The following is a 26,228-nucleotide window of genomic DNA, read 5'->3' as shown; positions in this document are numbered from 1 at the left end:
GTATTTGTAATTTATAGTCAAAAAATTGACACGGGTCACTTTTTAAACATTTGGTGAAATTAAAATGAAGGCATCAGAAATCGCAGAAGGAATCACCATGACTCGCATCGTTTGTGTCGGCATTACCGTGCTGGATCGCATCTGGTATCTCGATGATTTACCGAAAGAAGGTGGGAAATATGTCGCAAAAGACTACACGGAAGTGGGCGGCGGCCCGGCGGCCACGGCGGCGGTGGCAGCGGCAAAGCTGGGTGCTGAAGTGGATTTTATTGGCCGGGTGGGGGACGACGATACCGGCAGACGGCTGCTCGCGGAGCTGGAATCCCTGGGGGTGAACACCCGCTACACGCGCGTGTTTAACGGTGCCCGATCGTCACAATCGGCGGTGCTGGTGGACGCAGGCGGAGAGCGAGTGATTGCCAACTACCCCAGCCCCGATCTCCCTGCCGAGGCAGACTGGCTGCATGAAATCGACTTCTCCCAGTGGGATATTGTATTAGCAGACGTGCGCTGGCATGACGGGGCAAAACAGGCATTTACTCTGGCCCGTCAGCAGGGCGTACCGACGGTGCTTGATGCGGATGTCACCCCGCAGGATATCGCGGAGCTGATCGCCTTAAGCGACCACGCGGCCTTCTCCGCGCCGGGGCTGCGCCGCCTTACGCAGCGGGACGAAACAGAAAATGCCCTCAGAAAAGCACAAACGCTCACAAATGGACATGTGTATGTCACGCAGGGGCGAGACGGCTGCTTCTGGCTGGAAAATGACACGCTATGTCATCAGCCTGGCTTTGAGGTGAACGTCATTGATACCACCGGCGCGGGCGACGTTTTCCACGGTGCGCTGGCGTTCAGCCTGGGACAGCATTTAACCGCCGCAGACGCCGTGCGTTTTGCCAGCGCCGTCGCAGCGCTGAAATGCACAAAGCCCGGCGGGCGCGCAGGTATACCCGACTGTGATCAAACCCGCTCTTTTTTGTCACTTTTTGTATAAAATGCGGGGCGTGATGGTTTTCAGAGGACAGCCCATGAGCCTTACCGAACTGACCGGCAACCCGCGTCACGATCAGCTGCTGACGCTGATTGCCGATCGTGGCTATATGAACATTGATGAACTGGCGCAGCTGCTGGACGTGTCGACGCAAACGGTGCGCCGGGATATCCGTAAGCTCAGCGAGCAGGGGCTGATTACGCGTCATCATGGCGGCGCGGGCAGGGCGTCCAGCGTGGTAAATACGGCGTTCGAACAGCGCGAAGTGTCGCTTACTGAAGAGAAGCGGGCGATTGCCGAAGCCATTGCGGACTATATTCCCGATGGCTCGACCATCTTTATCACGATCGGGACCACCGTGGAGCACGTTGCCCGGGCGCTGCTTAACCATAATCATCTGCGCATCATCACCAACAGCCTGCGGGTGGCGCATATTCTGTATAAGAACCCGCGCTTTGAAGTGATGGTGCCGGGCGGCACGCTGCGCCCGCACAACGGCGGCATTATCGGCCCGGCGGCGACGGCGTTTGTGTCGGGCTTCCGGGCGGACTATCTCGTGACCAGCGTCGGGGCGATTGAACACGACGGCGCGATGATGGAATTTGACGTCAACGAAGCCAGCGTGGTGAAAACCATGATTGCCCACTCCCGCCACATTTTACTGGCGGCAGATCATACGAAATACCACGCCTCCGCGGCGGTTGAAATCGGCAACGTGGCGCAGGCGACGGCGCTGTTCACCGATGAGCTGCCCGGCTCGGCGCTGCAAAACCACCTCAAATCCAGCAAGGTTGAGGTTGTCGAAGTCAATTCCGGAGAAGAGCAGCAGGCTGGCTGACCTTCTGATGGCCCGATATATCGATTCGGGCCTTTCCTTTCTCTAAGCTGAATCTGGCGCATAGCTAAAGTTTCTCTTTCCCGCTACAGTTACTTTTCCACGGCGAAAGGAGATAAACATGCTTTATATCTTTGACTTAGGAAATGTAATCGTCGATATCGATTTTAACCGGGTGCTGGGCGCATGGAGCGATTTTAGCCGTGTTCCGCTGGCGACGTTAAAGCAGAATTTTGCGATGGGCGAGACTTTCCATCTGCACGAGCGCGGTGAGATCAGCGATGAAACGTTCGCAGAGCGTTTCTGTCAGGAAATGGGTCTCTCGTTAAGCTACGAGCAGTTTTCCCACGGCTGGCAGGCCATATTTGTCGCGATCCGCCCCGAAGTGATCGACATCATGCACAAGCTGCGCGAGCAGGGGCATCGCGTTGTTGTGCTGTCTAATACCAACCGCCTGCATACCACCTTCTGGCCGGATGAATACCCGGAGATCCACGCGGCGGCTGATAAAGTGTATCTCTCCCAGGAGATGGGGATGCGTAAACCGGAGGCGCGCATCTACCAGGCGGTGTTGCAGGAAGAAGGATTCACGGCGGCGGATGCGGTCTTTTTTGACGACAACGCCGATAATATAGAAGGGGCTAACCAGTTAGGCATCACCTCCGTTCTGGTGACCGGAAAAGAGACGATACCGAACTACTTTGCGAAGCAGTTATGCTAAAAACCGTTCATCAAAAAGCCAACCACCACACGCGCCCTCTCAGGGCGTGGCTGAAACTCCTCTGGCACCGCATTGACGAGGACAACATGACCACGCTGGCAGGCAATCTCGCCTACGTGTCATTGCTCTCGCTGGTTCCGCTGGTGGCGGTGATTTTTGCGCTTTTTTCGGCGTTTCCGATGTTTGCCGATGTGAGCATGCAGCTTCGTCATTTCGTCTTTGCGAACTTCATTCCTGCCACCGGCGACGTGATCCAGAACTACATCGAACAGTTTGTCGCTAACTCCAGCAAGATGACGGCAGTGGGCGCGTGTGGGCTGATTGTCACCGCGCTGCTGCTGATGTACTCCATCGACAGCGCGCTCAACACCATCTGGCGGAGCAAAAAAGTTCGCCCGAAGGTCTATTCCTTTGCCGTCTACTGGATGATATTAACCCTCGGCCCCTTGCTGGCGGGGGCGAGCCTGGCGATCAGTTCCTACCTTCTTTCGCTGCGCTGGGCGAGTGACTTAAACAGCGTGATCGATAACATGCTGCGCATCTTCCCGCTGATTTTATCGTGGCTCTCGTTCTGGCTGCTTTATAGCGTGGTGCCAACCACGCGTGTACCTAACCGGGATGCCGTGGTTGGCGCGCTGGTCGCGGCGTTGCTCTTTGAGCTGGGGAAAAAGGGATTCGCGCTTTATATCACCATGTTCCCCTCTTATCAGCTGATTTACGGCGTGCTGGCGGTAATCCCCATTTTGTTTGTCTGGGTCTACTGGACGTGGTGTATCGTCTTGCTTGGCGCCGAAATAACTGTCACTCTCGGGGTCTACCGCGAACTCAAAAAAGCAGCAGAAGCTGAAAAACAACAAGAAGCAGACCAACCATGATTGCATTGATTCAGCGCGTAACCCGTGCCAGCGTCACCGTGGAGGATGAGGTGACGGGTGAAATTGGCCCAGGACTTTTGGTGCTCCTGGGTGTCGAAAAGGATGACGACGAACAAAAAGCCAACCGCCTGTGCGAGCGTGTGCTGGGCTACCGGATTTTCAGCGATGCGGAAGGCAAGATGAACCTGAACGTTCAGCAGGCTGGCGGCAGCGTGCTGGTGGTCTCCCAGTTTACGCTGGCCGCCGATACCGAGCGCGGCATGCGCCCGAGTTTTTCGAAGGGCGCGGCACCGGATCGCGCAGAAGCCCTTTACGCGTATTTTGTTGAGCGCTGTCGCCAACAGGACATGAATACACAAACCGGACGATTCGCTGCGGATATGCAGGTTTCGCTGGTGAACGATGGCCCCGTCACATTCTGGCTCCAGGTTTGAGCCAGCTGGCGGCCTGGCCGCGGGTAACAAGAGAGAGTACAGCTATGTATCACCTTCGAGTACCGCAAACGGAAGAAGAGTTAGAGGTTTATTACCATTTCCGCTGGGAAATGCTGCGCAAGCCATTACATCAGCCGAAAGGATCTGAACGCGACGCCTGGGATGCGATGGCGCATCATCAGATGGTGGTGGACGAAGAGGGCAACCTCGTCGCCGTGGGGCGTCTGTATATCAATGCCGACAACGAAGCTTCTATTCGCTTTATGGCCGTTCACCCCTCCGTGCAGGACAAAGGCCTCGGAACGCTGATGGCGATGACGCTGGAATCCGTCGCCCGTCAGGAAGGGGTTAAGCGCGTCACCTGTAGCGCCCGCGAAGATGCCGTTGAGTTCTTTGCCAAGCTCGGTTTTGTGAGTCAGGGTGAAATCAGCGCCCCGCAAACCACACCGATTCGTCACTTTTTGATGATCAAACCTATCGCCACCCTGGATGATATTCTCCATCGCGCCGACTGGTGCGGACAGCTCCAGCAGGCGTGGTATCAGCACATACCGCTCAGTGAAAAAATGGGCGTGCGTATTCAGCAGTATACCGGGCAAAAATTTATCACCACCATGCCGGAAACCGGCAACCAGAACCCGCACCATACCCTGTTTGCCGGGAGCCTGTTTTCTCTCGCCACGCTCACCGGCTGGGGGCTGATCTGGCTGATGCTGCGCGAGCGTCATCTCGGCGGCACTATTATTCTTGCCGATGCCCATATTCGTTACAGCGCGCCGATCAGCGGCAAACCGAGCGCGGTGGCCGACCTGGGCGCACTGGGTGGCGATCTCGACCGCCTGGCGCGTGGACGTAAAGCACGCGTGCAGATGCAGGTTGAATTGTTTGGCGATGATACGCCAGGCGCTGTGTTTGAAGGCACCTATATCGTTCTTCCTGCGAAGCCGTATGGCGCGTATGAAGAGGGGGGGAACGAGGAGGAGTAGCCTCCTCTTTACTCTCGCCCGGCATGCTGAATGCGCCAGGCAATATCCCGCATTACGTCTCGTGCTGACTGGCTAATTCCACCCAACTGGAAGAAACCGTGTATTACACCCTGCCATTGCTGAGCGGTACATTTCACGCCTTGCTCCGTGAGGCGCTGATAAAGCGCCTCGCCTTCGTCGCATAACGGATCATACTCAGCGATAACAATATGGACATTCGGCAGGCCGCTAAAGTCCTTGCGCCAAAGGGGGCTGACCTCAGGATGCTGGCGGTCGGCTCCGGCCAGATACATTTCATAGCCGCTCAGAAGGGTATCGCGAGTAATCACATAATCTATGCCATTGAGGGTATAGCTTTCAAAACTGGCCGTGGCGTCAAGCATGGGGTAGATAAGAATGAGCTGCGCCGGATCCCAGAGACCTTTGGCCTTGAGCCGAAGCGCGGTTACCAGCGCAAGATGGCCTCCCGCACTGTCTCCACAAAGCGTAATCCGGTTTTTATCCACGCCTAACTTCTCTGCGTTTTGCCAGACAAGTTCTGCCGCTCTCTCTGCATCGTCATGCGCAGCGGGGAACGAGTGTTCGGGGGCGAGTCTGTACTGAACCGCAATGACCCGGCAATTACCGTAAAACGCCAGCTGGCGAAGCTGATTATCATGGGTTTCAAACCCACCGCTGACAAAACATCCACCATGATAGTAAAGGGCAGACGGTAACGTTTCTGGAGCATTGTGAGGAGAAAATACCCGAAAGGTCAGATCCTCAAGAACAAGCGTTTCAATCTGGACGCGCGTTTCTGTCACCCCAGCCAGCGCTGTGCTGGCTACATACCCGGCTCTCCGGTCATCAATACTCTGTTTCCGAGAGGAAGGCCGTCCTGCTGCAATAAACTCTTGTACAAGCTTATCAATACCCTTTTCCAGCGCCATGGCTACGTCCTTTTACTGTGTTTTTATACAGTTTATAAACTGATTTACAACAGATGAAAACAGAGAAATGTGAAAAGGTGAACGTTCTGGAAAGCGGCTCGCAAAATTCATTTTTCCCAAAAAAATGCACTTTAACCCTAAAGTATTTAAGCGTATTTTGCCTGAAAATTAACCGCAGATGATATACTAAGGTGATATATGAGTCTTTTGGCGGATTTTGAGATGGGCAGAATACTGATTGATTTGTCTGATGACGTAATTCAACGGCTGGATAACCTGAAGCAGCTGCGTAACCAGCCCCGCGCCGAATTGCTTCGGGAAGCCATTGAACAATATCTCGATCAGCAGAGTTCTTCGATAATTCGTGATGCGCTTGGTTTGTGGGGAAATCAGCAAGAAGATGGGCTGGAGTATGAACGCAAGCTGCGTGAGGAGTGGTAATCATGGAACACATGGCAGTGTTTGATACCAATATTCTCATCGATCTCTTTAACAATCACGTAGAAGCTGCCGATACGATCGATCGTACGGCCTCGCATCGGGCGATTAGCCTTATCACGTGGATGGAGGTCATGGTCGGCGCGCGCAGGCATGGTCATGAAGCGAAAACGGCAGCTGTCATGGGCGCTTTTGAAATTATCGACGTTTCGCGGGATATCGCTGAAAGAAGCGTTGTGCTCCGTGAGAAACACGGGATGAAACTACCTGATGCCATCATTTTGGCCACAGCCCAGAGCAGAAATTGTCCCCTGGTGTCCCGCAATACCAAAGACTTTGCCGGAATAGCCGGGGTTGTTTCCCCTTACCAGCTGTAGGCCGGGCAAGCTCGCGCCGCCCGGCACGCTTACAGGAGATTACTCCCCTTCACCCGGGAACAGGAACGGGTTAATCGAGCTACGGGCAAAGCCCTCCTGCTCCATTTTGGCGTCCAGAATCAACGAGGCGAGATCGTCGGCCACCGCTTCGACTTTCGGGTCCTTTTCCTGATACAGGATCTTCAGGTAAGTCCCGCAGTCGCCGCAGCTTTCGGCTTTTACCGCTGCGTCTTCATTTTCCAGCGACCAGTAGTTGAGATCGCGAGTCTGCTCGCAGTTGCTGCACTTGATGCGCACCACGTGCCACTCGGTTTCACACAGGTTGCAGTGCAGGTAGCGCAGCCCCTGCGTGGTGCCAATCTGCACCATGCTGGAGACCGGCATTGAACCGCACACCGGGCAGAACTGGCGCGCTTCGCCGTATTCGGCGCGGGCTTTGCCCGGGATCAGGCTCGCCATTTGCGCCCAGTAAAGCGACAGCGCAGCCCAGATAAACGGCGCTTTATCGCTGCTGACCAGCGAGAAGTCGGAGGCGAACAGCGCGCTCGCCATCTCTTCCAGCTCCTGATCGGAGGCTTTTTCAAGGTTCTCAATGACCGCCAGCGCCGTGCCGCTCATCTCCGGCTTCAGCTCGGCAATCAGCGAATGCAGCAGCTTATGCCAGTGCTTGTCGCGCGGCAGGACGTGAATATCCAGCGGCGGCTTGCCCTGCTCGTTAGCTTCTTTGATGCGCGCGGTCAGGTCCATTTGCAGCGGGTGATCGTACAGCACCACCTCCTGCGCATGGGCGACCAGCGCGGCAAAACGCAGAAAATCGCCCAGCGGGTTGTTCTCTGCCAGCTCGCGCAGACGCTCTGCGCGGCGGTTGTAGAGGTTCTTGAGTCTGGGGAATAACAACGGCGGAATATACTCCGCCGTACGTTTCTCGCTCGACCCCAGCTCATCTTGCGGGATTATGCGAATACTCATTCAGATGACTTTTCCTGTTTCTGGCGGACTTCACGGTACCAGCGCGGGTGATGTTTCTTCGCCCACGTTTTGGTTACCCATCCTTCCACCATCGCGGTAATGGTGCCTTTCACCCAGAGGGCGGCGTAAATATGCACCATGATAACCACAATTAACGCCACTGCGGCAAATGAATGCAGCATTAACGCAAATCGGATCACCGGGATTGAGAAAGCAGGCGCAAAGTACGGACGCCAGATGATCACGCCGCTCACCAGCAACAGGACCAGGAAGATAATCGCCGCCCAGAATACGCATTTCTGACCGAAGTTATAACGCCCGGTATCACCCACTTCCTCGTTGACGACGATCTTACGAATATTCTTCGCCCAAAAGATATCATCCCGATTGATTAGGTTATGGTGCCAGTAGCGGAAAAACATGATGATAAACGAGGCAAACATCACCACACCCACGAACGGGTGAAGGATGCGCGCCAGCTGCGGCGTGCCCAGGATCTGCATCAGCCAGTTGAAGGAGGGGAAGAAGAACCCCAGCCCGCTTATCGCCGCCAGCATGAAGCAGAAGGCGGTGACCCAGTGGTTGATGCGTTCCGGCGCGGTGTAGCGCACGATGGTGTCACGTTTTCTCATTTGCGCACCTCGTCTTTCTCTTCATGCAGATTATCGTCTTCCTCTTCCGCGCGGTTCGGACCGACGCCGACGTAGTGGAAGATGCTCGCTGCAAAGGTAGCCGCAAAACCGACCGCGGCCAGCGGTTTCCAGATGCCTTTCCAGAACTTCACGGTGGCGCTGATTTCCGGGTTCTCCGGCAGGCCGTGATACAGGTTCGGCTTGTCGGCGTGGTGCAGCACGTACATCACGTGCGTCCCGCCAACTCCGGCCGGATCGTACAGGCCTGCGTTATCGTAACCACGGGTTTTCAGCTCGCCCACGCGCTCTGCCGCCAGCGTTTTCATATCCTCTTTGGAGCCAAAGTGGATAGCGCCGGTTGGGCAGGTCTTCACGCACGCTGGCTCCTGGCCGACGTTTACGCGGTCTACGCACAGGGTACATTTGTAGACGCGGTTGTCTTCCGGGTTCATGCGCGGCACGTCGAACGGACAACCCGCGATGCAGTAGCCGCAGCCAATGCACTGCTCGGACTGGAAGTCGACGATGCCGTTGGCATACTGAATGATAGCCCCTTCTGACGGACACGCCTTCAGGCAGCCCGGATCCGCACAGTGCATACAGCCGTCTTTGCGGATAAGCCATTCCAGTTTGTCGTTCTGCTCCACTTCCGAGAAACGCATTACCGTCCAGGACTTGGCGGTCAGGTCTGCCGGGTTGTCGTACACCCCGACGTTGTGACCCACTTCGTCACGGATGTCGTTCCACTCAGAGCAGGCCACCTGACAGGCTTTACAGCCGATACAGGTGGTCACGTCGATAAGCTTCGCCACTTCCTGCTGGTGGTCCCGCGCCTGAGGCGCGGGCGTGAAACCGTTAGTCGCGGAACGACGGATAATGTCTTGAGATTGATAAGCCATAAGTCGTCTCCGTTACACCTTTTCCACGTTCACGAGGAAGGCCTTAAACTCTGGCGTCTGCGTGTTCGCATCGCCGACGAACGGCGTCAGGGTGTTCGCAATGAACCCTTTCTTCGCCACGCCCTCATAGCCCCAGTGAATCGGAATACCGATGGTATCCACCTGTTGACCGTGAACGTTCAGCGTGCGAATACGCTTGGTCACTACCGCCTTGGCCTTGATGTAGCCGCGGTTGGAGGAGACCTTCACGGTATCGCCATGGGCAATGCCGAGCTTGTTCGCCAGCTTCTCGCCGATCTCCACAAACTGTTCCGGCTGCGCGATGGCGTTAAGCAGCGCGTGCTTGGTCCAGTAGTGGAAGTGTTCGGTCAGACGGTAAGTGGTGCCCACGTACGGGAACTTGTCCTTTTTACCCAGCGCTTCAAAGTCGCCCTTGAAGATACGCGCTGCCGGGTTAGAGACCACGTTCGGGTGCAGCGGGTTGGTGCCCAGCGGCGTCTCAAACGGCTCGTAGTGTTCCGGGAACGGCCCTTCCGCCATCTTGTCGATAGCAAACAGGCGCCCCATCCCTTCAGGCTGCATGATAAACGGCCCAACGTCGCTGCCCGGTGCGGCAGTGCTGTAGTCCGGAATATCCACGCCGCCCCATTTCGCGCCGTCCCACTTCAGAAGCTGACGCTTCGGATCCCACGGGTTGCCCTGCGGGTCAGCGGAGGCACGGTTATAGAGGATGCGGCGGTTAAGCGGCCACGCCCATGCCCAGCCCAGCGTATTACCGAGGCCCGACGGGTCGGCGTTGTCGCGGTTGGCCATCTGGTTGCCTTTCGGCGTCCAGCTACCGGCAAAGATCCAGCAGCCGCTTGACGTCGTACCATCATCGCGCAGGTGCGCGAAGGTGCTGAGCTGGTCGCCTTTCTTCGCCAGAACCGCACCGGTCGCCGGGTCGATAACGTCCGCCAGCGCCTTACCGTTGCTCTCCATGGCCACTTCTTCCGGCGCAGGGTTTTCCGGCGTCGAGTAGTTCCAGGTCATGTTCAGCACCGGCTCAGGCGTTGCGCCGCCCTCAGAGGCGTACATCTTACGCAGGCGTAAGAAGATGCCGGCCAGGATCTCGCCATCATTCAGGGCGATGCCCGGGGCGTCCGCGCCTTTCCAGTGCCACTGCAACCAGCGGCCAGAGTTAACGATAGAACCGTTCTCTTCCGCGAAACAGGTAGACGGCAGACGGAACACTTCGGTCTGAATCTTCGACGGATCAACGTCGTTCGACTCACCGTGGTTCTGCCAGAAGGTCGAGGTTTCGGTATTGAGCGGGTCAATCGTCACCAGGAACTTCAGCTTCGACAGAGATTCGACAACCTTGTTCTTGTTCGGGAATGACGCGACCGGGTTAAAGCCCTGGCAGATATAGCCGTTGACCTGCCCCTGGTGCATCATCTCGAAGTACTGGAGGACGTCGTAACCTTTGTCCCACTTCGGCAGCCAGTCAAAGCCCCAGCTGTTGTCCGCCGTCGCCTTGTCGCCGTAGAAGGCTTTCATCAGCGAGACGAAGAACTTCGGATAGTTGCCCCAGTAGTTCACCTGGCCTTCGAGCAGCGGTTTTGGCGTGCTGGCCGTCAGGTAAGTTTGCAGGTCAGTCTGTTTTTCGCTTGGCAGGTTCATGTAGCCCGTCAGGCTCTGAGACAGCAGGCCGAGGTCGGTCAGACCCTGGATGTTAGAGTGACCGCGCAGGGCGTTCACGCCGCCGCCAGCCATCCCCATGTTGCCGAGCAACAGCTGAACCATCGCCATGGTGCGGATGTTCTGCGCGCCGATGGAGTGCTGCGTCCAGCCGAGCGCATACAGGAACGACGCGGTTTTATCTTTCGCGCTGGTTTCCGCGATCAGCTCGCAGACTTTCAGGAAGTCTGCCTTCGGCGTCCCGCAGATGTTCTCGACAACGTCCGGCGTGTAGCGGGAAACGTGCTCTTTCAGCAGGTTCCACACGCAGCGCGGGTGTTGCAGGGTGGTGTCGCGCTTCGCAAAGCCGTTTTCGTCCAGCTCGTAGTTCCAGCTGGTTTTGTCGTATTTACGTTTTTCGGCGTCATAACCGCTGAACAGGCCATCTTCGAAGTGGTAATCCTCACGCACGATCAGGCTGGCGTTGGTATAGGCTTCGGTGTATTCGCGGTTATATTTTTCGTTGGTCATCAGGTACAGCAATACGCCTGACAGGAAAGTGATGTCAGTACCTGAACGAATAGGGGTGTAGAAATCCGCCACTGACGCCGTACGCGTAAAGCGGGGATCGATCACAATCAGTTTCGCACCGTTGTGGATTTTGGCTTCCATCGCCCAGCGGAACCCGACAGGGTGCGCTTCAGCGGCGTTACCGCCCATCACCACAATGAGGTTGGCGTTCTTGATGTCGACCCAGTGGTTGGTCATCGCACCGCGACCAAATGTTGGAGCAAGACTTGCTACCGTTGGTCCGTGTCAGACACGCGCCTGGTTGTCGACCGCGAGCATACCGAGTGCGCGCGTAAATTTCTGGGTTAAATAGCCGGTTTCGTTACTGGAGGCTGAAGCACACAGCATCCCGGTGGAGAGCCAGCGGTTAACGGTGGTGCCTTCGGCATTCTTCGCGATAAAGTTGGCATCGCGGTCTTCTTTCATCAGCTTAGCGATGCGATCGAACGCCTCTTCCCAGCTGATTTGCTGCCATTTATCAGAGCCTGGCGCGCGATACTCAGGAAACTTCAGGCGGCTCTCGGAGTGGATAAAATCTACCAGACCGGCCCCTTTCGGACACAGCGCACCACGGTTGACCGGATGATCCGGATCGCCTTCAATGTGGAAAATAGATGCTTTGGCGTTTTTCGCACCGTCGCCGAGGCTATACATTAACAGCCCACAGCCGACGGAGCAGTACGTACAGGTGTTACGGGTTTCGCGGGTGCGCAGCAGTTTATACTGCCGCGTTTCCGCCAGCGCTACGCCGGGCGCAAAGCCCAGTGCCGCCGCCGTGGTGCCTGCCATACCGCCAGCGCAGATCTTAAAGAACTGCCTTCTGCTGACCTGCATGGGTCACTCCTTGGTTCATTACGACATTGCTATGTAGTTTTACTTTGCGGTTGAGAATTAACCGCAAAGGAGAAAAATTTGCATTAAACCCCCATTTCTCCGAGGGATAAGCGCAGAATACCACAATGTCGGTACGCCTGTTCCAACGGCGTTAAAACAAAGTGAACGTATTATCACGGCATTGATTATAAAATGTGATATCAGTCACATTTTTCTCTGAGGATGTTAAGGGTGTGTAGCAGGCGACCAGTTGCACCCCTCCGAATTGAGTAGGAGAATGGTTGCTGAAAAGTTGATCCATACTATGCGTAAGGTCTGCTGTTTGTGTTGCAATAGCAGGCTCACTTCCGTGGTTGTTCAGGAATACCGTTGTGTCTAAACAAAACCGTGCTGCCCACGCGTCGCCACTGCCTGCGGGCATTGTGGAACTGTCGGTACACAGACCGCCCCATATCTCAGATGCCACGCCAGATTTTCTGGCGGAAGAAGTCCCCGTTGCGCTGGTTTACAACGGTATTTCGCATGTGGTGATGATGGCCTCGCCGAAAGATCTCGAGCTGTTCGCCATCGGTTTCTCCCTCTCGGAAGGCATTATTGCCCATCCGCAGGAGATCTACGGCATGGACGTCGTGCCGGCCTGCAACGGTCTCGAAGTGCAAATCGAACTCTCCAGCCGCCGCTTTATGGGGCTTAAAGAGCGTCGACGGGCGCTGGCCGGACGTACCGGCTGCGGCGTGTGCGGCGTTGAACAGCTTAACGATATTGGTAAACCGATTGTTCCTCTGCCGTTCACCCAGACGTTTAATCTGGCGCATCTTGACCGGGCGCTTGAGCATCTGAACGACGTTCAGCCCATCGGCCAGCTCAGCGGCTGTACGCATGCGGCGGCGTGGGTATTGCCGTCAGGAAGTATTGCAGGCGGGCATGAAGACGTTGGCCGCCACGTGGCGCTGGACAAGCTGCTGGGCCGCCGCGCACGGGAAAACAACGTCTGGCAGCAGGGCGCGGCGTTAGTCTCCAGCCGTGCCAGCTATGAGATGGTGCAAAAGTCCGCCATGTGCGGCGTGGAAATCCTGTTTGCGGTGTCGGCGGCAACCACGCTGGCGGTGGAGGTGGCGGAGCGCTGTAACCTGACGCTGGTGGGCTTCTGCAAACCCGGAAGAGCAACCATTTACACCCATCCACAGCGGTTAATAGTTGATCAGTAATTTTGAATAATATGGGCAAATCCTTCCGCTTTTAGTTGATCGGGATGAGGGCTACTATTTATCTCATCAAGGCACGGTGCCTTACCAAAACAACTTAACGAAAGGGTTTATCTCATGAAAAGCATCAAAACTTTTGTCGCAGTAATCGCTCTGGCTACTTCTTTCGGTTCTTTCGCTGCGCAGACAGTGACCGCATCCGCCTCTACGCTGGACGGTGCTGAAGCTAAAATCGCCGCACAGGCTCAGGAAGCGGGCGCGTCATCCTATAAAATTACCCAGGCGTTCACCGGTAACCGCGTCCACATGACCGCTGAACTGAACAAATAATTTCGCTATACCGTCGAAAGAGCGCCCCTGGGGCGCTTTTTTAGTTTATACCCGCCAGACGCAGCAGCGCCGTCACCACCGCCGCCGCGACGATCACCACAATTAACGGCATTTTTCGCCAGGCCAGAAACACCGCGAACCCCACGCCCAGCACGCGCGCCATCCCCGCAAAATGTTCCCCTTCATAAAACGTTGTTGCCAGCGCGACGGAGAACAGCAAAACGGTAGCCGCATCGGAAAGCAGCGCCTGCGATCGTTCAGAAAGCGCCAGCCGGTTGCCGAGCTTTGCCCCGCCAAGACGCATCAGATAGGTTCCGGCAGAAAGAATGGCGATGCCGAGAATAAAGACCGTCATGTTTTCCATTATTTTTTCCTCGCGGCGAGACCGAGCAAAGAGAGCAGCACCGGCAGGCCCACCGGCGCAAACGGCACCGCTGCCAGCGACAACACCGCGCCGCTACAGGCGCGGATCAGCGTGGTGCGGTTTTTAAATGCCGGCACGACTAACGCCAGCAGGATCGCCGGAAACACCGCGTCCAGCCCGATGGTCTCCGGGTCCGGCAGCAGCTTGCCGACCATTGCCCCCAGCACCGCCCCCAGCGGCCAGATGATTGCCACGCCTAGCCCGCACAGCCAGTAGGCCGCCTTACGCTGCTCGGCGGTTTTTTGCGACAGGCCGAACACCACGCTTTCATCGTTCATGATATGACAGCCCAGAAAGCTCAGGCCGCGCTTGCCCACCAGCTCACGTACCGTCACGCCGAACGGCACATGGCGGGCGTTAACCAGCAAACCGGCCGCCGCCGCTGCCAGCGGATTGCCGCCGCTCGCCACGATGCCAATGAACATAAACTCGGATGCGCCCGCCAGCACCGTGAGGGAAAGCACAAACGGCACCCACAGCGGGAAGCCGTAGGCCATCGCCAGCGAGCCGTAAGACATGCCGACCACGCCTACCGCGAGGCAGACCAAAATTATCGCTTTTATCGTGTCGCCTTTCAGACAAGAGAGGTGATTCTTCATACCCTTTTAGCCATATCGAACGTATTTCCATTATAATGAACGCATCAAGATCGTTTTACAAGATGAACGAATCGTTCGTTATAGAGAGACAGAGGCCGTTTTTATGACGCAGCCAATCAGCGTGATCGCCAAAAGCCTGGTGCGGGAACGCCTGCGAACCGGGCTATCGCTGGCGGAAATTGCCCGCCGTGCCGGGATCGCCAAATCCACGCTTTCTCAGCTGGAGTCTGGCAACGGCAATCCCAGCCTGGAAACGCTCTGGTCGCTTTGCGTGGCGCTGGATATTCCGTTTGCCCGGTTACTGGAGCCGCAGCAGCCCGTCACGCAGGTGATCCGCCGCGGGGAGGGCACAAAGGTGGTTGCCGGGCAGGCGAACTACGAGGCGATTTTGCTGGCGGCGTGTCCGCCGGGCGCGCGTCGTGATATCTATCTGCTGCTGACTCAGCCGGGCGCAGACCGTATTTCCCAGCCGCATCCGCCGGGGTCGGTTGAGCACATTATCGTGACCCAGGGGCGGGCGATGGTCGGCCTGATCGACGCGGCGGAAGAACTCGGCCCGGGCGATTACATTTGCTACCCCGCCGACCAGCCGCATATCTTTAAGGCGCTGGAGCCAGATACGCACGCCCTTCTGGTGGCGGAACAAAATTAACGAAGATATGGAAAATCATGTCGCTCAAAGCCATTGCTAAAGAACTAGGGCTGTCCGTCACTACCGTCAGCCGCGCCCTCAACGGGTATGACGACGTTTCTGCTGAGACGCGCGCCCGCGTGGAGGCGGAGGCCCAGCGCCGTGGCTACCGACCCAATACGTTCGCGCGCCGCCTGAAGATGGGCAAAATTGATGCCGTCGGCCTCGTTTTTCCCGTACATCCTGTTCCGCTCAATAACAGCGTTTTTATGGACATGGTCGGCGAAATTAGCCATGAACTGGCGCGACATGAGATCGATCTGCTGCTCATTGCTGACGACGATCTGGCGGACAAACACAGCTATATGCGCATGGTGCAAAGCCGGCGCGTGGATGCGCTGATTGTGGCCCATACGCTGGATCGCGATCCGCGTCTTGAGCAGCTTCAGGCCGCCGGATTTCCGTTCCTGGCGCTTGGCCGCAGCCAGCTGCCGCAGCCGTACGCGTGGTTCGATTTCGACAACTATGCCGGCACGTACCAGGCCACCCGCTGGCTGATCGAGAAAGGCCATCAGCGCATCGCCCTGCTGGGCGAAAGCAACAATCAGGCATTCATCACCCAGCGGCGGCAGGGCTACCTGGACGCGCTGCGGGAAGGCGGGCTCTCCAGCGAATGGCTGCGCGCCATGCCGCCTTCGCGCCGCGTGGGGTATGCCACCACGCAAGAACTTCTCTCCCTGCCGCAGCCCCCCACGGCCATCATTACCGACTGCAACACCCACGGCGACGGCGCGGCGATGGCGCTGGCGCAGATGGGGCGCCTGTCCGGCGACGATGCCATCTCGCTGGTGGTCTATGACGGATTACCGCAGGACAGCATTGTCGATATCGACGTGGCGGCGGTGATCCAGTCCACCCGCCAGGGCGTCGGAAAGCAGATTGCGGACATGGTGCGCCAGCTGATCAACGGCGATGACGTCGAACGGCTCCAGGTGCTCTGGCAGCCGGAATTCTTCCCGGGCCAGACGGCCTAAACCGGGCAAATTTCCAAACCCGATCACAGATCCGAAACGTTTTGGTTTGTATCCGAAACGTTTCGGATCAACACTCAAGGCATCCCGACGACAGGAGATGTCTGATGCAAGAGGCCATTTTACGACTCGAAAGCACCACGGTTGACGTGGTGCTAAAAACCTATCCGTTCGCCGAAATTCTCTACTGGGGGCCGCACCTTCACCACTTTTCGCCGCAGGATGTCGCTACGCTGGCGCGGCCGGTGGCAAACGGCAGGCTGGACGTGGACTCCCCGGTGACGCTGATGGCCGAGCTGGGGCATGGGCTGTTTGGCTCGCCCGGTATTGAGGGGCATCGCCAGGGGCTGGACGGTTCCCCCGTCTTTACCACCACAGACGTGCAGCAGCAGGGACACACCCTGACGGTAACGGCGGAGGATAAACAGGCGGGCCTGCGCCTGACCAGCGAGCTGGTGCTGGAGGCCAGCGGCGTGCTGGTGGTGCGCCATGGGTTAACCAACCTGAAAGCACAGGCGTGGCAGGTGGACCGATTCGCCGTCACGCTGCCGGTGGCCGAGCGCGCGCAGGAGGTAATGGCCTTTCACGGACGCTGGATCAGGGAATTTCAGCCGCACCGCGTTACGCTTGAGCACGACAGCGTTGTCATTGAAAACCGTCGCGGTAAAACGTCCCACGAACATTTCCCGGCGCTGATCGCCGGTACGCCATCGTTCAGCGAAATGCAGGGCGACGTCTGGGGCGTGCATCTGGGCTGGAGCGGCAACCACCGTCTGCGCGCCGAAGCGAAAACCGATGGTCGCCGTTATATACAGGCCGAAGCGCTTTACCTGCCGGGTGAAATGGCGATTGAAGAGGGCGAAACGCTCTGGACGCCGCGCCTGTATGCCAGCTACTCCCCGCACGGGCTGAACGGCATGAGCCAGCAGCTCCACCGCTACCTGCGCGACAACATCATCCGCTTTCCGGAAAACAAACCGCGCCCGGTACACCTCAATACCTGGGAGGGGATCTACTTCAGCCACGACCCGGAGTACATCATGCGCATGGCCGACGAGGCCGCCGCGCTGGGCGTGGAGCGCTTTATTATTGACGACGGCTGGTTCAAAGGCCGCAACGACGACCATGCCGCGCTGGGCGACTGGTACCTGGATGAGAAAAAATACCCTAACGGCCTGACGCCGGTCATCAGTCACGTTAAACGGCTCGGCATGGAGTTTGGCATCTGGATCGAGCCGGAGATGATTAACCCGAATTCCGATCTGTATCGCGCGCATCCTGACTGGGTGCTGGCGCTGCCGGGCTACGCGCAGGCGACCGGGCGGCACCAGCTGGTGCTCAACCTGAACATCCCGCAGGCCTTTGATTATCTCGTGGAGCGCATGAGCTGGCTGCTGGGCGAGCATGCGGTCGACTACGTGAAATGGGACATGAACCGCGAGCTGGTGCAGCCCGGGCACAACGGTAAAGCCGCCGCCGACGCGCAGACCCGCCAGTTTTACCGCCTGCTGGACGTGCTGGGCGAGCGTTTCCCGCACATTGAGTTTGAATCCTGCTCCTCCGGAGGCGGGCGAATCGATTATGAAGTGCTGACCCGCAGCCACCGCTTCTGGGCGTCCGATAACAACGACGCGCTGGAGCGCAACACGATCCAGCGCGGCATGAGTTACTTCTTCCCGCCGGAGGTGATGGGGGCGCATATCGGTCATCATAAATGTCACGCCACCTTCCGCCAGCACAGCATCGCTTTCCGTGGGCTGACGGCGCTGTTTGGGCATATGGGGCTGGAGCTGGATCCGCTCACCGTGGATGCGCAGGAGCGTGAGGGCTATCGCCATTACGCCGCGCTGTATAAGCGGTGGCGCGAGGTGATTCATCACGGTACCCAGTGGCGCGTGGACATGCCGGATGCCACCACGCTGGCGCAGGGTATAGTGAGCGAAGACAAAACGCAGGGGCTGTTTATGGTCAGCCAGCTCGCGATGCCGGATTACACCCTGATGATGCCGCTGCGCATGCCGGGGTTAGACGCCAGCGCGCAGTACCGCATCACGCTGCTGGATCATCCGAACATTCAGATCACGGGCGAGGGCGGGCACACCATGCGCAAGCTGCCGGCGTGGATGGAAGCCCCGCAAACGGCAAGCGGCGAATGGCTGATGCGGGCGGGTATTGCGCTACCGATTCTGGATCCGGAAACCGCCATTCTGATTGGCGTGGAACGCGTGTAAAGGTGACGGGCCGGGCAGCCGGCCCTCCGTTGAGGATAAAAATAATGAACACAACAACCTGTACCCACAAAGACAACCCTAACTTCTGGATCTTCGGGCTGTTCTTCTTTCTCTACTTCTTCATCATGGCCACCTGCTTTCCGTTCCTGCCGATCTGGCTGTCGGACATCATCGGTCTGAACAAAACCCATACCGGGATTGTCTTCTCCTGCATCTCGCTGTCGGCCATTGCCTTCCAGCCGGTGCTGGGCGTCATTTCGGACAAGCTGGGGCTGAAAAAACACCTGCTGTGGATAATCTCAGTGCTGCTGTTTCTGTTCGCACCGTTCTTCCTGTACGTCTTTGCACCACTGCTGAAAGCCAATATCTGGCTGGGCGCGCTGAGCGGCGGGTTGTATATCGGCTTTGTTTTTTCAGCCGGATCCGGGGCGATTGAGGCCTACATTGAACGCGTGAGCCGCAACAGCTTCTTTGAGTACGGTAAGGCGCGCATGTTTGGCTGCCTCGGCTGGGGGCTGTGCGCCTCAACGGGCGGCATCCTGTTCGGCATCGACCCGTCGTATGTTTTCTGGATGGGATCGGCGGCGGCGCTTTTGCTGATGCTGCTGCTGGTGGTCGCGAAACCGAAGCCCAACCAGACGGCGCAGGTGATGAACGCCCTGGGCGCGAACCAGCCGCAGATCACCGCTAAAACCGTGTTCAACCTGTTCCGCCAGCGCAGAATGTGGATGTTCATTCTGTACGTGATTGGCGTGGCCTGCGTGTATGACGTTTTCGACCAGCAGTTTGCCACCTTCTTTAAAACCTTCTTCGCTACGCCGGAAGCGGGCACCCGGGCGTTCGGTTTTGCCACCACGGCGGGGGAGGTTTGTAACGCCATCATCATGTTCTGCTCGCCGTGGATCATTAACCGCATCGGCGCGAAAAACACGCTGCTGATTGCCGGAGTAATTATGGCGACGCGCATCATCGGTTCGTCGTTTGCCACCACCGCCGTGGAGGTGATCGCCCTGAAGATGCTGCACGCGCTGGAGGTCCCGTTCCTGCTAGTGGGGGCATTCAAATACATTACCGGAGTGTTTGATACGCGCCTGTCGGCCACCATCTACCTGATTGGCTTCCAGTTTGCCAAACAGTCGGCAGCGATTTTCCTCTCCGCCTTTGCCGGAAATATGTATGACCGGATTGGCTTCCAGGAGACGTACCTGATGCTGGGCTGTTTCGTGCTGGCGATTACGGTGGTGTCGGCGTTTACGCTGAGCAGCAGGCGGGAGATTGCTGCACGAAGTAACACGGTGGAGGCGAACCAGGCATAGGCGCTGTAAAACGACGAAACCCACCAGAGGTGGGTTTCATAAATCGCTTTGCCTATGGTGTACGCAACCAGAACCTATAAAAAGGGGAAGTAGACAGTACAGGCTTTCAGGACCAAATTCTAACGGTTGAAGGATCCACCGTCAACTGTATCTACAGGTCTATGATATGCTTCGGCACATCGTTCTGGGAGCACGAAAAAATGCCGCAAGTCACTAATTATAAACCGATTATTTCATTGATCTCATCAATACGTCTGGACGGATATCGCACAACGTTTCGTCCAAATAATGAATGCGAATTATACGGTATATACATCTGGTCTCAGCATGCAGCAGCGTCCATTTATCCTCTCCTCCAAAACCTTGAGATCTCTTTAAGAAACGCCGTCGACAGAGAAGCCAGGATGAGATTTGGCGATATGTGGTGGGAAACGATTCACTGCACAAAAGATCGGGATGAGTGTCATTTCTATAAAAACATCGAGAAGGCTAAAGAGTGCCTTACCCGTGAATGGCGCAAAAAAGAGATGGGACGCAGGCGAGGAGCATATACTCAGGTGCAACCGGTCCCGGAATGGAGTCACGATCGGATTATTGCCTCAACGGATTTTAGTACCTGGCATTATGTTTTGAACAATGAATTTAACGCTCCCGCGCCGCGAGATAACCATGGGTATTTATGGCCAAAATCATTGAGTAAAGTCTTTAAAAATTACGCCAGAATTAACACGAACCCGCAAAAAGTCAGAAAAGCGCTGATCGATCTCATCTTTGAACTGAGAGAGTATCGAAACCGTATTTTCCATCACGAACCTATCTGGGTTAAAGCGCCAAACGTGAATGACGCAAGAACGGCGATTGATACGATAAGAGTCAAGATAAACAAGATTGAACTTATCATCGAAGCCCTTGATATTAATCTGCTTAAGGTGATGAAAAAGGTAGGGCTGTTTGAGAATGCCAGACGCGTTTGCTCACTAGAAGAGCTCAATATCTATCGTTATACGAAACCGTTTTGTGCGTTATCGCCCGAGCAGATTGCCGTTATTGAACAGTACTGTCACGATGCGAAAGAGAGGAACGAAACCATCATCTGGGAGCATGATACGGTAGTTTATGGATTGAGAACTTTGCGCTAAAAGCAGGTGACGCGTGCGTTGCATCACCCGCTTTGCCGTTACGCTAAGTAAAACACCTCTTTCAGATCCGAACTCACCGGGCTGTTATCCGGGTTCGACGGCATGACGTCAGCCATATGTTTCCACCAGCGCTGGCAGACGTCGGTATTCGCCACCGCGTTCCAGCGCTCCTCCGACTCAATCTCCACCGTCGCAAACAGCAGGTTGCGTTCTCTGTCGAGATAAATGGCGTAGTGGTGCGCGCCGTGGGCTTTCAGCACCGCTTCCAGTTCGGGCCAGATCGGATTGTGGCGTCGGGCGTACTCTTCGTGCGCGTCCGGGTTTACCTGCATCACAAACGCTTTGCGGATCATAATGCCTCCAGATACAGCTCGCGGACCTCGTCGCGGCTGGCGGTGCGCGGGTTGCACGGCGCGCACGGATCGGCGAGGGCTTTATCCAGCCAGCCTTCAATGTCGGCTTTGGTGACGCCGAGCTGGCTGAAGCCGGACGGAATGCCGACGCGGGCGCTCAGCTCACGAATCGCCTGAATCGCTGCCATGCTGGCGGCCTCGTCGCTCATTTCGCGCGTGTCAACGCCCATTGCCTGCGCCACGCGGGCAAAACGCGCGACCGCGTTCGGGCGGTTAAAGTTTTCGATGATCGGCAGCAGGATGGCATTACATACGCCATGAGGCAGGTTGTGCGTTGCGCCCGGCTGATGCGCCAGAGCGTGTACCAGCCCCAGCCCGGCGCTGTTAAACGCCATACCCGCCAGGTACTGACCGAAGGCCATCTGCTCGCGCGCTTCCAGGTTATGACCGTCGTCGACCGCTTTCGGCAGCCAGAGGTTGATCAGGCGAATCGCCTCCAGCGCATTGGCATCGGTCAGCGGGTGCGCGCCAACGGACACGTAGGCTTCAATGGCGTGGGTTAATGCGTCCATGCCGGTTGCGGCGGTCACGGAGGCCGGAATATCGAGCATGACGCTGGCATCGTCCACCGCGATATCCGGGATGATGTTCGGGTCGATGATGACTTCTTTCACCTGACGCGCGGAATCGATGATCACCGCGTTGCTGGTCATCTCCGCCGCCGTGCCCGCGGTGGTGTTGATGGCCACCAGCGGCACGCCCGCGTTTTTCACCTTGCCGACGCCGGAATAATCGGTTGACGGACCCGGGTTGGCGGTGAGGATTTTTATCGCTTTGGCGGTATCAATTGGGCTGCCACCGCCAAAGGCGATGATGTAATCGCATCCCGCGTCCTGGTAAGCGGCAAAGCCTTTCTGCACCAGCGCCTCCGTCGGGTTCGGGAACACCTCATCGAACAGGTGATACGCCATCTGATGGGCGTCCAGCGCGGTAAACAGGCTGTCGAGCAGGCCGAGCTTCACCAGCTGGCCGTCGGTGACAACCAGCGCTTTTCCCCACTGCTTGTTTGCCACCAGATTGACCATATCGCCGATTGCCCCCGCGCCGTGCAGGCTGATTTTTGGAAGTGCCAACATAAAGCTCATGATAATTCTCCTTAATTACTGTGAATTTTATGCCCGGCGGCGCTGCGCTTGCGCGGGCCTACGGTTAAGCAGGCCGGGTAAACGCAGCTCCACCCGGCTATGAGATCCGTCTTCGCTGTATCACCCGGCGGGTAATAATCGGCAGTGAAATCACCACAATCAGCATCGCGCCGATAATCACCGACATCACAATGCCGGGCACGTTGAGCAGGCTCAGGCCAAAGGTCACCAGCCCCATCAGGAAGGCGGCGATAATCACGCCCACCATGCTGCCGGACCCGCCGAGAATATTGACGCCGCCGAGCACCGCCATCGTCACCACCGCCAGCTCCCAGCCCATCGCAATCGTCGGGCGAGTGCTGCCCAGACGCGAGGTGAGCAGCACTGACGCCAGGCCGGACATTAGCCCCACCAGCGCGAACAGCATCAGATTGTGGCGTTTAATGTTGATGCCGGAATACCACGCGCCGGTCGGGTTATTGCCGATGGCGTAGGTGCGGCGGCCAAAGTTGGTGCGGTGCAGCACAAAGGCAAACAGAGCGGCCAGCACGATAAACAGCGCGAACTCAAACGACAGCGCGCCCCAGACGTAGCCCTGGCCGAACCAGGCGAAGCTTTCCGGGTAGCTGTTCAGCGCCTGGTCCCCGAGCAGGATGTAGGCGATCCCGCGGTACAGGCTCATGGTGCCGATGGTGATGACGATGGACGACAGATTAAAGCGCGTCACCAGGATGCCGTTAAGCAGTCCGCACAGCAGCCCGACGCCAAGTCCCACGCAGACCAGCACCGGCGTATCGACGCCCGCCGCCGCGCAAAAGCCCATCACCGTGGAGCTGAGCGCGATGGTGGAGGCCACCGACAGGTCAATTTCCCGGGCGATAATCAGCATCGCCATCGGCAGCACGATGATCGCCTTTTCGGTGAAGTTGAACGTCGCATCGGAAAGGTTCCAGACGTTGAGGAAGTAGGGCGAGGCGAGCGCGTTCACTATGAATACCGCCAGCGTCACCGCCAGCAGGAAACCTTCCCAGCACAGCAGGCGCCGGAAGATGCCCGTCGCAGAGGTCGGTTCGATCGCTTCAGATGTCATCATTTTGCTCATGATTTCACCGCCAGTTTCTGACGCGCCAGCGCGGCGTCGCGCAGGATCAGCCTGCCTTTGCGCCTGTTGCCGCGCTCATTCAGCAGCACTGCAACGACAATTACCGTGCCGGAAATGGCCATCTGCCAGAACGGCGAGACGCCGATCACCGGCAGGGCGTTGTTAATCACCCCGAGGAACAGGGCGCCAAAAAGACAGCCGAGCACGCGCCCGGTGCCGCCCATGGTGCTGATCCCGCCAATCACGCAGGCGGCCACCACCTGCAATTCAAAACCGTTAGCGACGTCGACATACGCAACGGCAAAGCGCGAGATCCACAGGTAGCCGCAGAACCCGGCCAGCAGTCCGGAGAGGCAAAAGCTGATGAACTGCATTTTCCCGGCGTTGATCCCGGTATAGTACGCCGCCGTCGCGTTGCCGCCTGCGGTATAGAGCGCCCGTCCGGTGCGGCTGTAGCGCAGGAAGTAGCCCACCAGCAGCAGCGCGGCGATGGCGCACCAGCTCAGTACCGGCAAGCCCAGCAAAGAGGCACGCGGCAGCCCGAGGAAGTCGGCGCTCATCTGGTTGGCGTTCACCCAGCCGCCGCCGGAGAGCAAAAAGATAATTCCGCGGTAGATGCTCATGGTGCCGAGCGTCACCACAATCGCCGGAATACCCAGCTTCCACACCAGCAGGCCGTTCATCGCGCCCATCAGCAGCCCAAGCGCGCTTGCCAGGATAAGCAGCGCCCAGACGGGCACGTCCGGGTAGTGGAAGTTAATCAGGGCGACAATCATCCCGGTCAGGGCAAGATTGGCCGCCATCGACAGGTCGATGCCTTTGGTGAGCAGCACCATCATCTGCCCGAGCGCGAGGACGATCAGAATGGCGGTGTCGTTAAACATTTCCACCAGGTTGCCCGGCGCGACAAACGACGGTACGCGGCTGCCGATGGCGACGATCATCAGTACAATCACCGCGCCAAGCAGCGCTTCACGGTGTTTTAAGAGTGAGCTCAGCATTTATGCCGCCTCCTGTTTTGCACCGCTGGCGGCGCTGACGATGGTTTCCGCCGTCGCATCCCCCGCTCGGTATTGGGCGACCATCAGCCCCTCGTGCATTACGATGATGCGGTCCGCCATGCCCATCACTTCCGGCAGTTCGGACGAGACCATAATCACCGCCAGCCCCTGACTGACCAGCTCGGACATAAACTGATGAACGGCTGCCTTTGAGCCGATATCAATGCCTTTTGTCGGCTCATCAAGGATGATCACATCAGGGTGCGTTGCCAGCCATTTGCCGATAACGACCTTTTGCTGGTTGCCGCCGGAGAGGGTCTCCACCGCCTGCTTCCAGCTGAAGGCCTTCACGTGCAGACGTTTGGCATACTCGTCTGCCAGCTTCCATTCGCGGTCGTCGTGCAGTACGCCGCTCGGATTGAGCGTGCTGAGCTGAGGCAGGCTGATGTTCTGGGCAATCGGCAGCGCGATAATCGCCCCCTGTTTCTGCCTTTCTTCCGGCACGCAGACAATACCGGCTTTGATGGCATCCGCAGGCTGGCGAAAGCGACGGGGCTGACCGTTGAGGATAATTTCCCCGGACGCTGGCCGCGTAACGCCGGAAAGCGCCTGCATCAGTTCGGTACGCCCGGCACCAACCAGCCCGTAGAAGCCAAGGATTTCGCCTTTACGCAGGGAGAAGGAGATGTGTGCGAACTCGGTCGGGTGGCAGAGGTTTTTCACTTCCAGCACCGTTTCGCCCTTCTCGCAGTCGATTTTCGGGAAGGTTTGCGTAATGGCACGCCCGACCATCATCGACACCATGCGCTCCTCGGTGATCTCATTTATTGCACCTGCGCCGACGAACGCGCCGTCGCGCAAAATGGTGTAATGATCCGCCAGCTCAAAAATCTCGTCGAACTTGTGGGAGATAAACAGGATGGCTTTTCCCTCCTGCTTTAAGCGCTCCACAATCTGGTAAAACTCGAGGATTTCATGCTGCGACAGCGCCGCCGTGGGTTCATCAAGAATAACCACCTGCGCCTCAAAGGAGAGCGCGCGGGCAATCGCTACCATGTGACGCTGGGCGATGCTCAGGGTTTTCAGCGTCGCGCGCGGGTCGATTTGCACTTCCAGCCGTGTGAGGATGGCCTGCGCCCGGCGGTGCATTTCCGGCCAGTCGAGCTTTTTCAGGAAGCCCTTGTGAAGGTACTGACCGACAAAGATATTTTCGGTGACCGATAGCTCATCGAACAGTACGGTTTCCTGGTGAATGGCGGTGATGCCGATTTTATGCGCCGACTCCGGCGTCGGGAGGTGCACGGGGATCGCTTTGTAGAGGATCTCGCCCTCGTCGGGCTGATAAATGCCGGTCATCACTTTGACCAGCGTCGACTTGCCCGCGCCGTTTTCGCCGATAAGCGCCGTCACTTTGCCGGGCCACAGCGCAAGCTGCACGTTCTCAAGGGCACGCACGCCGGGGAACACCTTCGTGATGCCAGAAAGCTGTAGCAATGGGGTCATGATAGTTCTCCTGGACAAGGGAATGTGTAGGGCGGGTAAGCGGCAGCGCCACCCGCCTTTTGCCGGATG

27 protein-coding genes are annotated in these 26,228 nt (G+C 57.4%); 15 read left to right on the top strand and 12 right to left on the bottom strand.

What is annotated here, in order from left to right:
* Window positions 1-97 precede the first annotated feature (97 nt).
* From N5C09_RS19135 to fabY, 6 genes are all read left to right on the top strand, one after another.
* The gene (locus N5C09_RS19135) at window positions 98-994 is read left to right on the top strand and encodes a sugar kinase (protein WP_204643958.1); all 897 of its coding nucleotides are present in this window, start codon (window positions 98-100) and stop codon (window positions 992-994) included.
* Between the two features lie 34 nt (window positions 995-1,028).
* On the top strand, window positions 1,029-1,829 hold the full coding sequence (locus tag N5C09_RS19130) for a DeoR/GlpR family DNA-binding transcription regulator (protein WP_063865422.1): 801 nt from the start codon (window positions 1,029-1,031) through the stop codon (window positions 1,827-1,829).
* 118 nt (window positions 1,830-1,947) lie between these two features.
* A complete protein-coding gene (gene yihX, locus N5C09_RS19125; RefSeq protein WP_063449678.1) occupies window positions 1,948-2,547 on the top strand; it encodes a glucose-1-phosphatase in 600 nt (199 codons plus the stop codon).
* On the top strand, window positions 2,541-3,422 hold the full coding sequence (locus N5C09_RS19120) for a virulence factor BrkB family protein (RefSeq protein WP_063449679.1): 882 nt from the start codon (window positions 2,541-2,543) through the stop codon (window positions 3,420-3,422). The genes yihX and N5C09_RS19120 overlap by 7 nt, the downstream gene beginning before the upstream one ends.
* Entirely contained in the window at window positions 3,419-3,856 is a 438-nt protein-coding gene (gene dtd / locus N5C09_RS19115; protein ID WP_063449680.1) for a D-aminoacyl-tRNA deacylase, read from the top strand. Before N5C09_RS19120 ends, dtd begins: the two co-directional genes overlap by 4 nt.
* Window positions 3,857-3,900: 44 nt before the next feature.
* Entirely contained in the window at window positions 3,901-4,842 is a 942-nt protein-coding gene (gene fabY / locus N5C09_RS19110) for a fatty acid biosynthesis protein FabY (RefSeq protein ID WP_279749676.1), read from the top strand.
* Window positions 4,843-4,850: 8 nt separating this feature from the next.
* Here the strand turns inward: fabY and N5C09_RS19105 are convergent, their stop codons facing one another.
* Window positions 4,851-5,771, bottom strand: a complete 921-nt coding sequence (locus tag N5C09_RS19105) for an alpha/beta hydrolase (protein ID WP_279749675.1) — start codon at window positions 5,769-5,771, stop codon at window positions 4,851-4,853.
* 198 nt (window positions 5,772-5,969) lie between these two features.
* Between N5C09_RS19105 and N5C09_RS19100 the strand changes: the two genes are divergently transcribed.
* Both N5C09_RS19100 and N5C09_RS19095 read left to right on the top strand, forming a co-directional pair.
* Entirely contained in the window at window positions 5,970-6,212 is a 243-nt protein-coding gene (locus tag N5C09_RS19100; protein WP_279749674.1) for a ribbon-helix-helix domain-containing protein, read from the top strand.
* 2 nt (window positions 6,213-6,214) lie between these two features.
* Window positions 6,215-6,586, top strand: a complete 372-nt coding sequence (locus tag N5C09_RS19095) for a type II toxin-antitoxin system VapC family toxin (protein WP_077221056.1) — start codon at window positions 6,215-6,217, stop codon at window positions 6,584-6,586.
* Window positions 6,587-6,625: 39 nt separating this feature from the next.
* Here N5C09_RS19095 and fdhE read toward each other — a convergent pair whose 3' ends face one another.
* Genes fdhE through fdnG form a run of 4 tightly spaced genes read right to left on the bottom strand, consistent with a single transcriptional unit; the run spans window position 6,626 to window position 12,149 of the window.
* On the bottom strand, window positions 6,626-7,555 hold the full coding sequence (gene fdhE / locus N5C09_RS19090) for a formate dehydrogenase accessory protein FdhE (protein ID WP_003861956.1): 930 nt from the start codon (window positions 7,553-7,555) through the stop codon (window positions 6,626-6,628).
* The gene (gene fdoI / locus N5C09_RS19085) at window positions 7,552-8,187 is read right to left on the bottom strand and encodes a formate dehydrogenase cytochrome b556 subunit (RefSeq protein ID WP_015569914.1); all 636 of its coding nucleotides are present in this window, start codon (window positions 8,185-8,187) and stop codon (window positions 7,552-7,554) included. Before fdoI ends, fdhE begins: the two co-directional genes overlap by 4 nt.
* Window positions 8,184-9,086: a formate dehydrogenase subunit beta gene (fdxH, locus tag N5C09_RS19080; protein ID WP_003861960.1), complete on the bottom strand. Its 903-nt coding sequence runs from the start codon at window positions 9,084-9,086 to the stop codon at window positions 8,184-8,186. The genes fdoI and fdxH overlap by 4 nt, the downstream gene beginning before the upstream one ends.
* A 12-nt stretch (window positions 9,087-9,098) precedes the next feature.
* Window positions 9,099-12,149, bottom strand: a complete 3,051-nt coding sequence (gene fdnG, locus N5C09_RS19075; RefSeq protein WP_279749672.1) for a formate dehydrogenase-N subunit alpha — start codon at window positions 12,147-12,149, stop codon at window positions 9,099-9,101.
* A 371-nt stretch (window positions 12,150-12,520) separates the two neighbouring features.
* Here fdnG and fdhD point away from each other — a divergent pair, with 371 nt between their 5' ends.
* On the top strand, window positions 12,521-13,357 hold the full coding sequence (fdhD, locus tag N5C09_RS19070; RefSeq protein WP_279749671.1) for a formate dehydrogenase accessory sulfurtransferase FdhD: 837 nt from the start codon (window positions 12,521-12,523) through the stop codon (window positions 13,355-13,357).
* A gap of 114 nt (window positions 13,358-13,471) precedes the next feature.
* The gene (locus N5C09_RS19065; protein ID WP_003861966.1) at window positions 13,472-13,684 is read left to right on the top strand and encodes a DUF1471 domain-containing protein; all 213 of its coding nucleotides are present in this window, start codon (window positions 13,472-13,474) and stop codon (window positions 13,682-13,684) included.
* Between the two features lie 40 nt (window positions 13,685-13,724).
* Here N5C09_RS19065 and N5C09_RS19060 read toward each other — a convergent pair whose 3' ends face one another.
* Together N5C09_RS19060 and N5C09_RS19055 are read right to left on the bottom strand one after the other, a co-directional pair.
* Window positions 13,725-14,048, bottom strand: a complete 324-nt coding sequence (locus N5C09_RS19060) for an AzlD domain-containing protein (RefSeq protein WP_193037566.1) — start codon at window positions 14,046-14,048, stop codon at window positions 13,725-13,727.
* Window positions 14,048-14,707: an AzlC family ABC transporter permease gene (locus N5C09_RS19055; protein WP_063449690.1), complete on the bottom strand. Its 660-nt coding sequence runs from the start codon at window positions 14,705-14,707 to the stop codon at window positions 14,048-14,050. The genes N5C09_RS19060 and N5C09_RS19055 overlap by 1 nt, the downstream gene beginning before the upstream one ends.
* Before the next feature lie 103 nt (window positions 14,708-14,810).
* Between N5C09_RS19055 and N5C09_RS19050 the strand changes: the two genes are divergently transcribed.
* The 5 genes from N5C09_RS19050 to N5C09_RS19030 all read left to right on the top strand — a co-directional run bounded on the left by N5C09_RS19050 (window position 14,811) and on the right by N5C09_RS19030 (window position 21,055).
* Window positions 14,811-15,359, top strand: a complete 549-nt coding sequence (locus tag N5C09_RS19050; protein ID WP_003861973.1) for an XRE family transcriptional regulator — start codon at window positions 14,811-14,813, stop codon at window positions 15,357-15,359.
* 17 nt (window positions 15,360-15,376) lie between these two features.
* Entirely contained in the window at window positions 15,377-16,372 is a 996-nt protein-coding gene (locus N5C09_RS19045) for a LacI family DNA-binding transcriptional regulator (protein WP_279749670.1), read from the top strand.
* Between the two features lie 104 nt (window positions 16,373-16,476).
* Entirely contained in the window at window positions 16,477-18,600 is a 2,124-nt protein-coding gene (locus N5C09_RS19040; protein ID WP_279749669.1) for an alpha-galactosidase, read from the top strand.
* A 44-nt stretch (window positions 18,601-18,644) separates the two neighbouring features.
* A complete protein-coding gene (locus tag N5C09_RS19035) occupies window positions 18,645-19,916 on the top strand; it encodes an MFS transporter (RefSeq protein ID WP_279749668.1) in 1,272 nt (423 codons plus the stop codon).
* 404 nt (window positions 19,917-20,320) lie between these two features.
* Entirely contained in the window at window positions 20,321-21,055 is a 735-nt protein-coding gene (locus tag N5C09_RS19030) for a hypothetical protein (RefSeq protein WP_226847953.1), read from the top strand.
* A 38-nt stretch (window positions 21,056-21,093) separates the two neighbouring features.
* Here the strand turns inward: N5C09_RS19030 and rhaM are convergent, their stop codons facing one another.
* From rhaM to N5C09_RS19005, 5 genes are all read right to left on the bottom strand, one after another.
* Complete coding sequence (rhaM, locus tag N5C09_RS19025; protein WP_063449695.1) at window positions 21,094-21,408, bottom strand: L-rhamnose mutarotase; 315 nt, start codon at window positions 21,406-21,408, stop codon at window positions 21,094-21,096.
* A complete protein-coding gene (gene fucO, locus N5C09_RS19020; RefSeq protein ID WP_279749667.1) occupies window positions 21,405-22,553 on the bottom strand; it encodes a lactaldehyde reductase in 1,149 nt (382 codons plus the stop codon). The genes rhaM and fucO overlap by 4 nt, the downstream gene beginning before the upstream one ends.
* Window positions 22,554-22,650: 97 nt before the next feature.
* A complete protein-coding gene (locus N5C09_RS19015) occupies window positions 22,651-23,655 on the bottom strand; it encodes an ABC transporter permease (protein WP_279749666.1) in 1,005 nt (334 codons plus the stop codon).
* Window positions 23,652-24,656 carry an ABC transporter permease gene (locus N5C09_RS19010; protein WP_279749665.1) on the bottom strand — a complete coding sequence of 335 codons (1,005 nt, stop codon included), beginning with the start codon at window positions 24,654-24,656 and terminating at the stop codon, window positions 23,652-23,654. Before N5C09_RS19010 ends, N5C09_RS19015 begins: the two co-directional genes overlap by 4 nt.
* A complete protein-coding gene (locus N5C09_RS19005) occupies window positions 24,657-26,159 on the bottom strand; it encodes a sugar ABC transporter ATP-binding protein (RefSeq protein WP_279749664.1) in 1,503 nt (500 codons plus the stop codon). It abuts the gene before it with no gap.
* Between the last annotated feature and the right edge of the window lie 69 nt (window positions 26,160-26,228).

The sequence above is a fragment of the Enterobacter sp. GD03975 genome, assembly GCF_029838645.1.
In the GTDB taxonomy this organism is placed as follows: Bacteria; Pseudomonadota; Gammaproteobacteria; order Enterobacterales; family Enterobacteriaceae; genus Enterobacter; species Enterobacter quasihormaechei.
Note: the sequence above shows the minus strand (reverse complement) of the source record. Positions and strands in the feature narration are given on the sequence as shown.

Bases quoted from the DNA above. Each gene is read 5' to 3' on its own strand.
- fdoI (WP_015569914.1), bottom strand. From the start codon at position 8,187: ATGAGAAAACGTGACACCATCGTGCGCTACACCGCGCCGGAACGCATC.
- fucO (WP_279749667.1), bottom strand. From the start codon at position 22,553: ATGAGCTTTATGTTGGCACTTCCAAAAATCAGCCTGCACGGCGCGGGG.
- N5C09_RS19040 (WP_279749669.1), top strand. From the start codon at position 16,477: ATGCAAGAGGCCATTTTACGACTCGAAAGCACCACGGTTGACGTGGTG.
- N5C09_RS19060 (WP_193037566.1), bottom strand. From the start codon at position 14,048: ATGGAAAACATGACGGTCTTTATTCTCGGCATCGCCATTCTTTCTGCC.
- fdhE (WP_003861956.1), bottom strand. From the start codon at position 7,555: ATGAGTATTCGCATAATCCCGCAAGATGAGCTGGGGTCGAGCGAGAAA.
- N5C09_RS19015 (WP_279749666.1), bottom strand. From the start codon at position 23,655: ATGAGCAAAATGATGACATCTGAAGCGATCGAACCGACCTCTGCGACG.
- dtd (WP_063449680.1), top strand. From the start codon at position 3,419: ATGATTGCATTGATTCAGCGCGTAACCCGTGCCAGCGTCACCGTGGAG.
- N5C09_RS19135 (WP_204643958.1), top strand. From the start codon at position 98: ATGACTCGCATCGTTTGTGTCGGCATTACCGTGCTGGATCGCATCTGG.
- N5C09_RS19050 (WP_003861973.1), top strand. From the start codon at position 14,811: ATGACGCAGCCAATCAGCGTGATCGCCAAAAGCCTGGTGCGGGAACGC.
- N5C09_RS19095 (WP_077221056.1), top strand. From the start codon at position 6,215: ATGGAACACATGGCAGTGTTTGATACCAATATTCTCATCGATCTCTTT.
- N5C09_RS19010 (WP_279749665.1), bottom strand. From the start codon at position 24,656: ATGCTGAGCTCACTCTTAAAACACCGTGAAGCGCTGCTTGGCGCGGTG.
- N5C09_RS19120 (WP_063449679.1), top strand. From the start codon at position 2,541: ATGCTAAAAACCGTTCATCAAAAAGCCAACCACCACACGCGCCCTCTC.
- N5C09_RS19065 (WP_003861966.1), top strand. From the start codon at position 13,472: ATGAAAAGCATCAAAACTTTTGTCGCAGTAATCGCTCTGGCTACTTCT.
- N5C09_RS19105 (WP_279749675.1), bottom strand. From the start codon at position 5,771: ATGGCGCTGGAAAAGGGTATTGATAAGCTTGTACAAGAGTTTATTGCA.
- fabY (WP_279749676.1), top strand. From the start codon at position 3,901: ATGTATCACCTTCGAGTACCGCAAACGGAAGAAGAGTTAGAGGTTTAT.
- N5C09_RS19035 (WP_279749668.1), top strand. From the start codon at position 18,645: ATGAACACAACAACCTGTACCCACAAAGACAACCCTAACTTCTGGATC.
- N5C09_RS19005 (WP_279749664.1), bottom strand. From the start codon at position 26,159: ATGACCCCATTGCTACAGCTTTCTGGCATCACGAAGGTGTTCCCCGGC.
- yihX (WP_063449678.1), top strand. From the start codon at position 1,948: ATGCTTTATATCTTTGACTTAGGAAATGTAATCGTCGATATCGATTTT.
- rhaM (WP_063449695.1), bottom strand. From the start codon at position 21,408: ATGATCCGCAAAGCGTTTGTGATGCAGGTAAACCCGGACGCGCACGAA.
- N5C09_RS19055 (WP_063449690.1), bottom strand. From the start codon at position 14,707: ATGAAGAATCACCTCTCTTGTCTGAAAGGCGACACGATAAAAGCGATA.
- N5C09_RS19130 (WP_063865422.1), top strand. From the start codon at position 1,029: ATGAGCCTTACCGAACTGACCGGCAACCCGCGTCACGATCAGCTGCTG.
- N5C09_RS19100 (WP_279749674.1), top strand. From the start codon at position 5,970: ATGAGTCTTTTGGCGGATTTTGAGATGGGCAGAATACTGATTGATTTG.
- N5C09_RS19045 (WP_279749670.1), top strand. From the start codon at position 15,377: ATGTCGCTCAAAGCCATTGCTAAAGAACTAGGGCTGTCCGTCACTACC.
- N5C09_RS19030 (WP_226847953.1), top strand. From the start codon at position 20,321: ATGAGATTTGGCGATATGTGGTGGGAAACGATTCACTGCACAAAAGAT.
- fdxH (WP_003861960.1), bottom strand. From the start codon at position 9,086: ATGGCTTATCAATCTCAAGACATTATCCGTCGTTCCGCGACTAACGGT.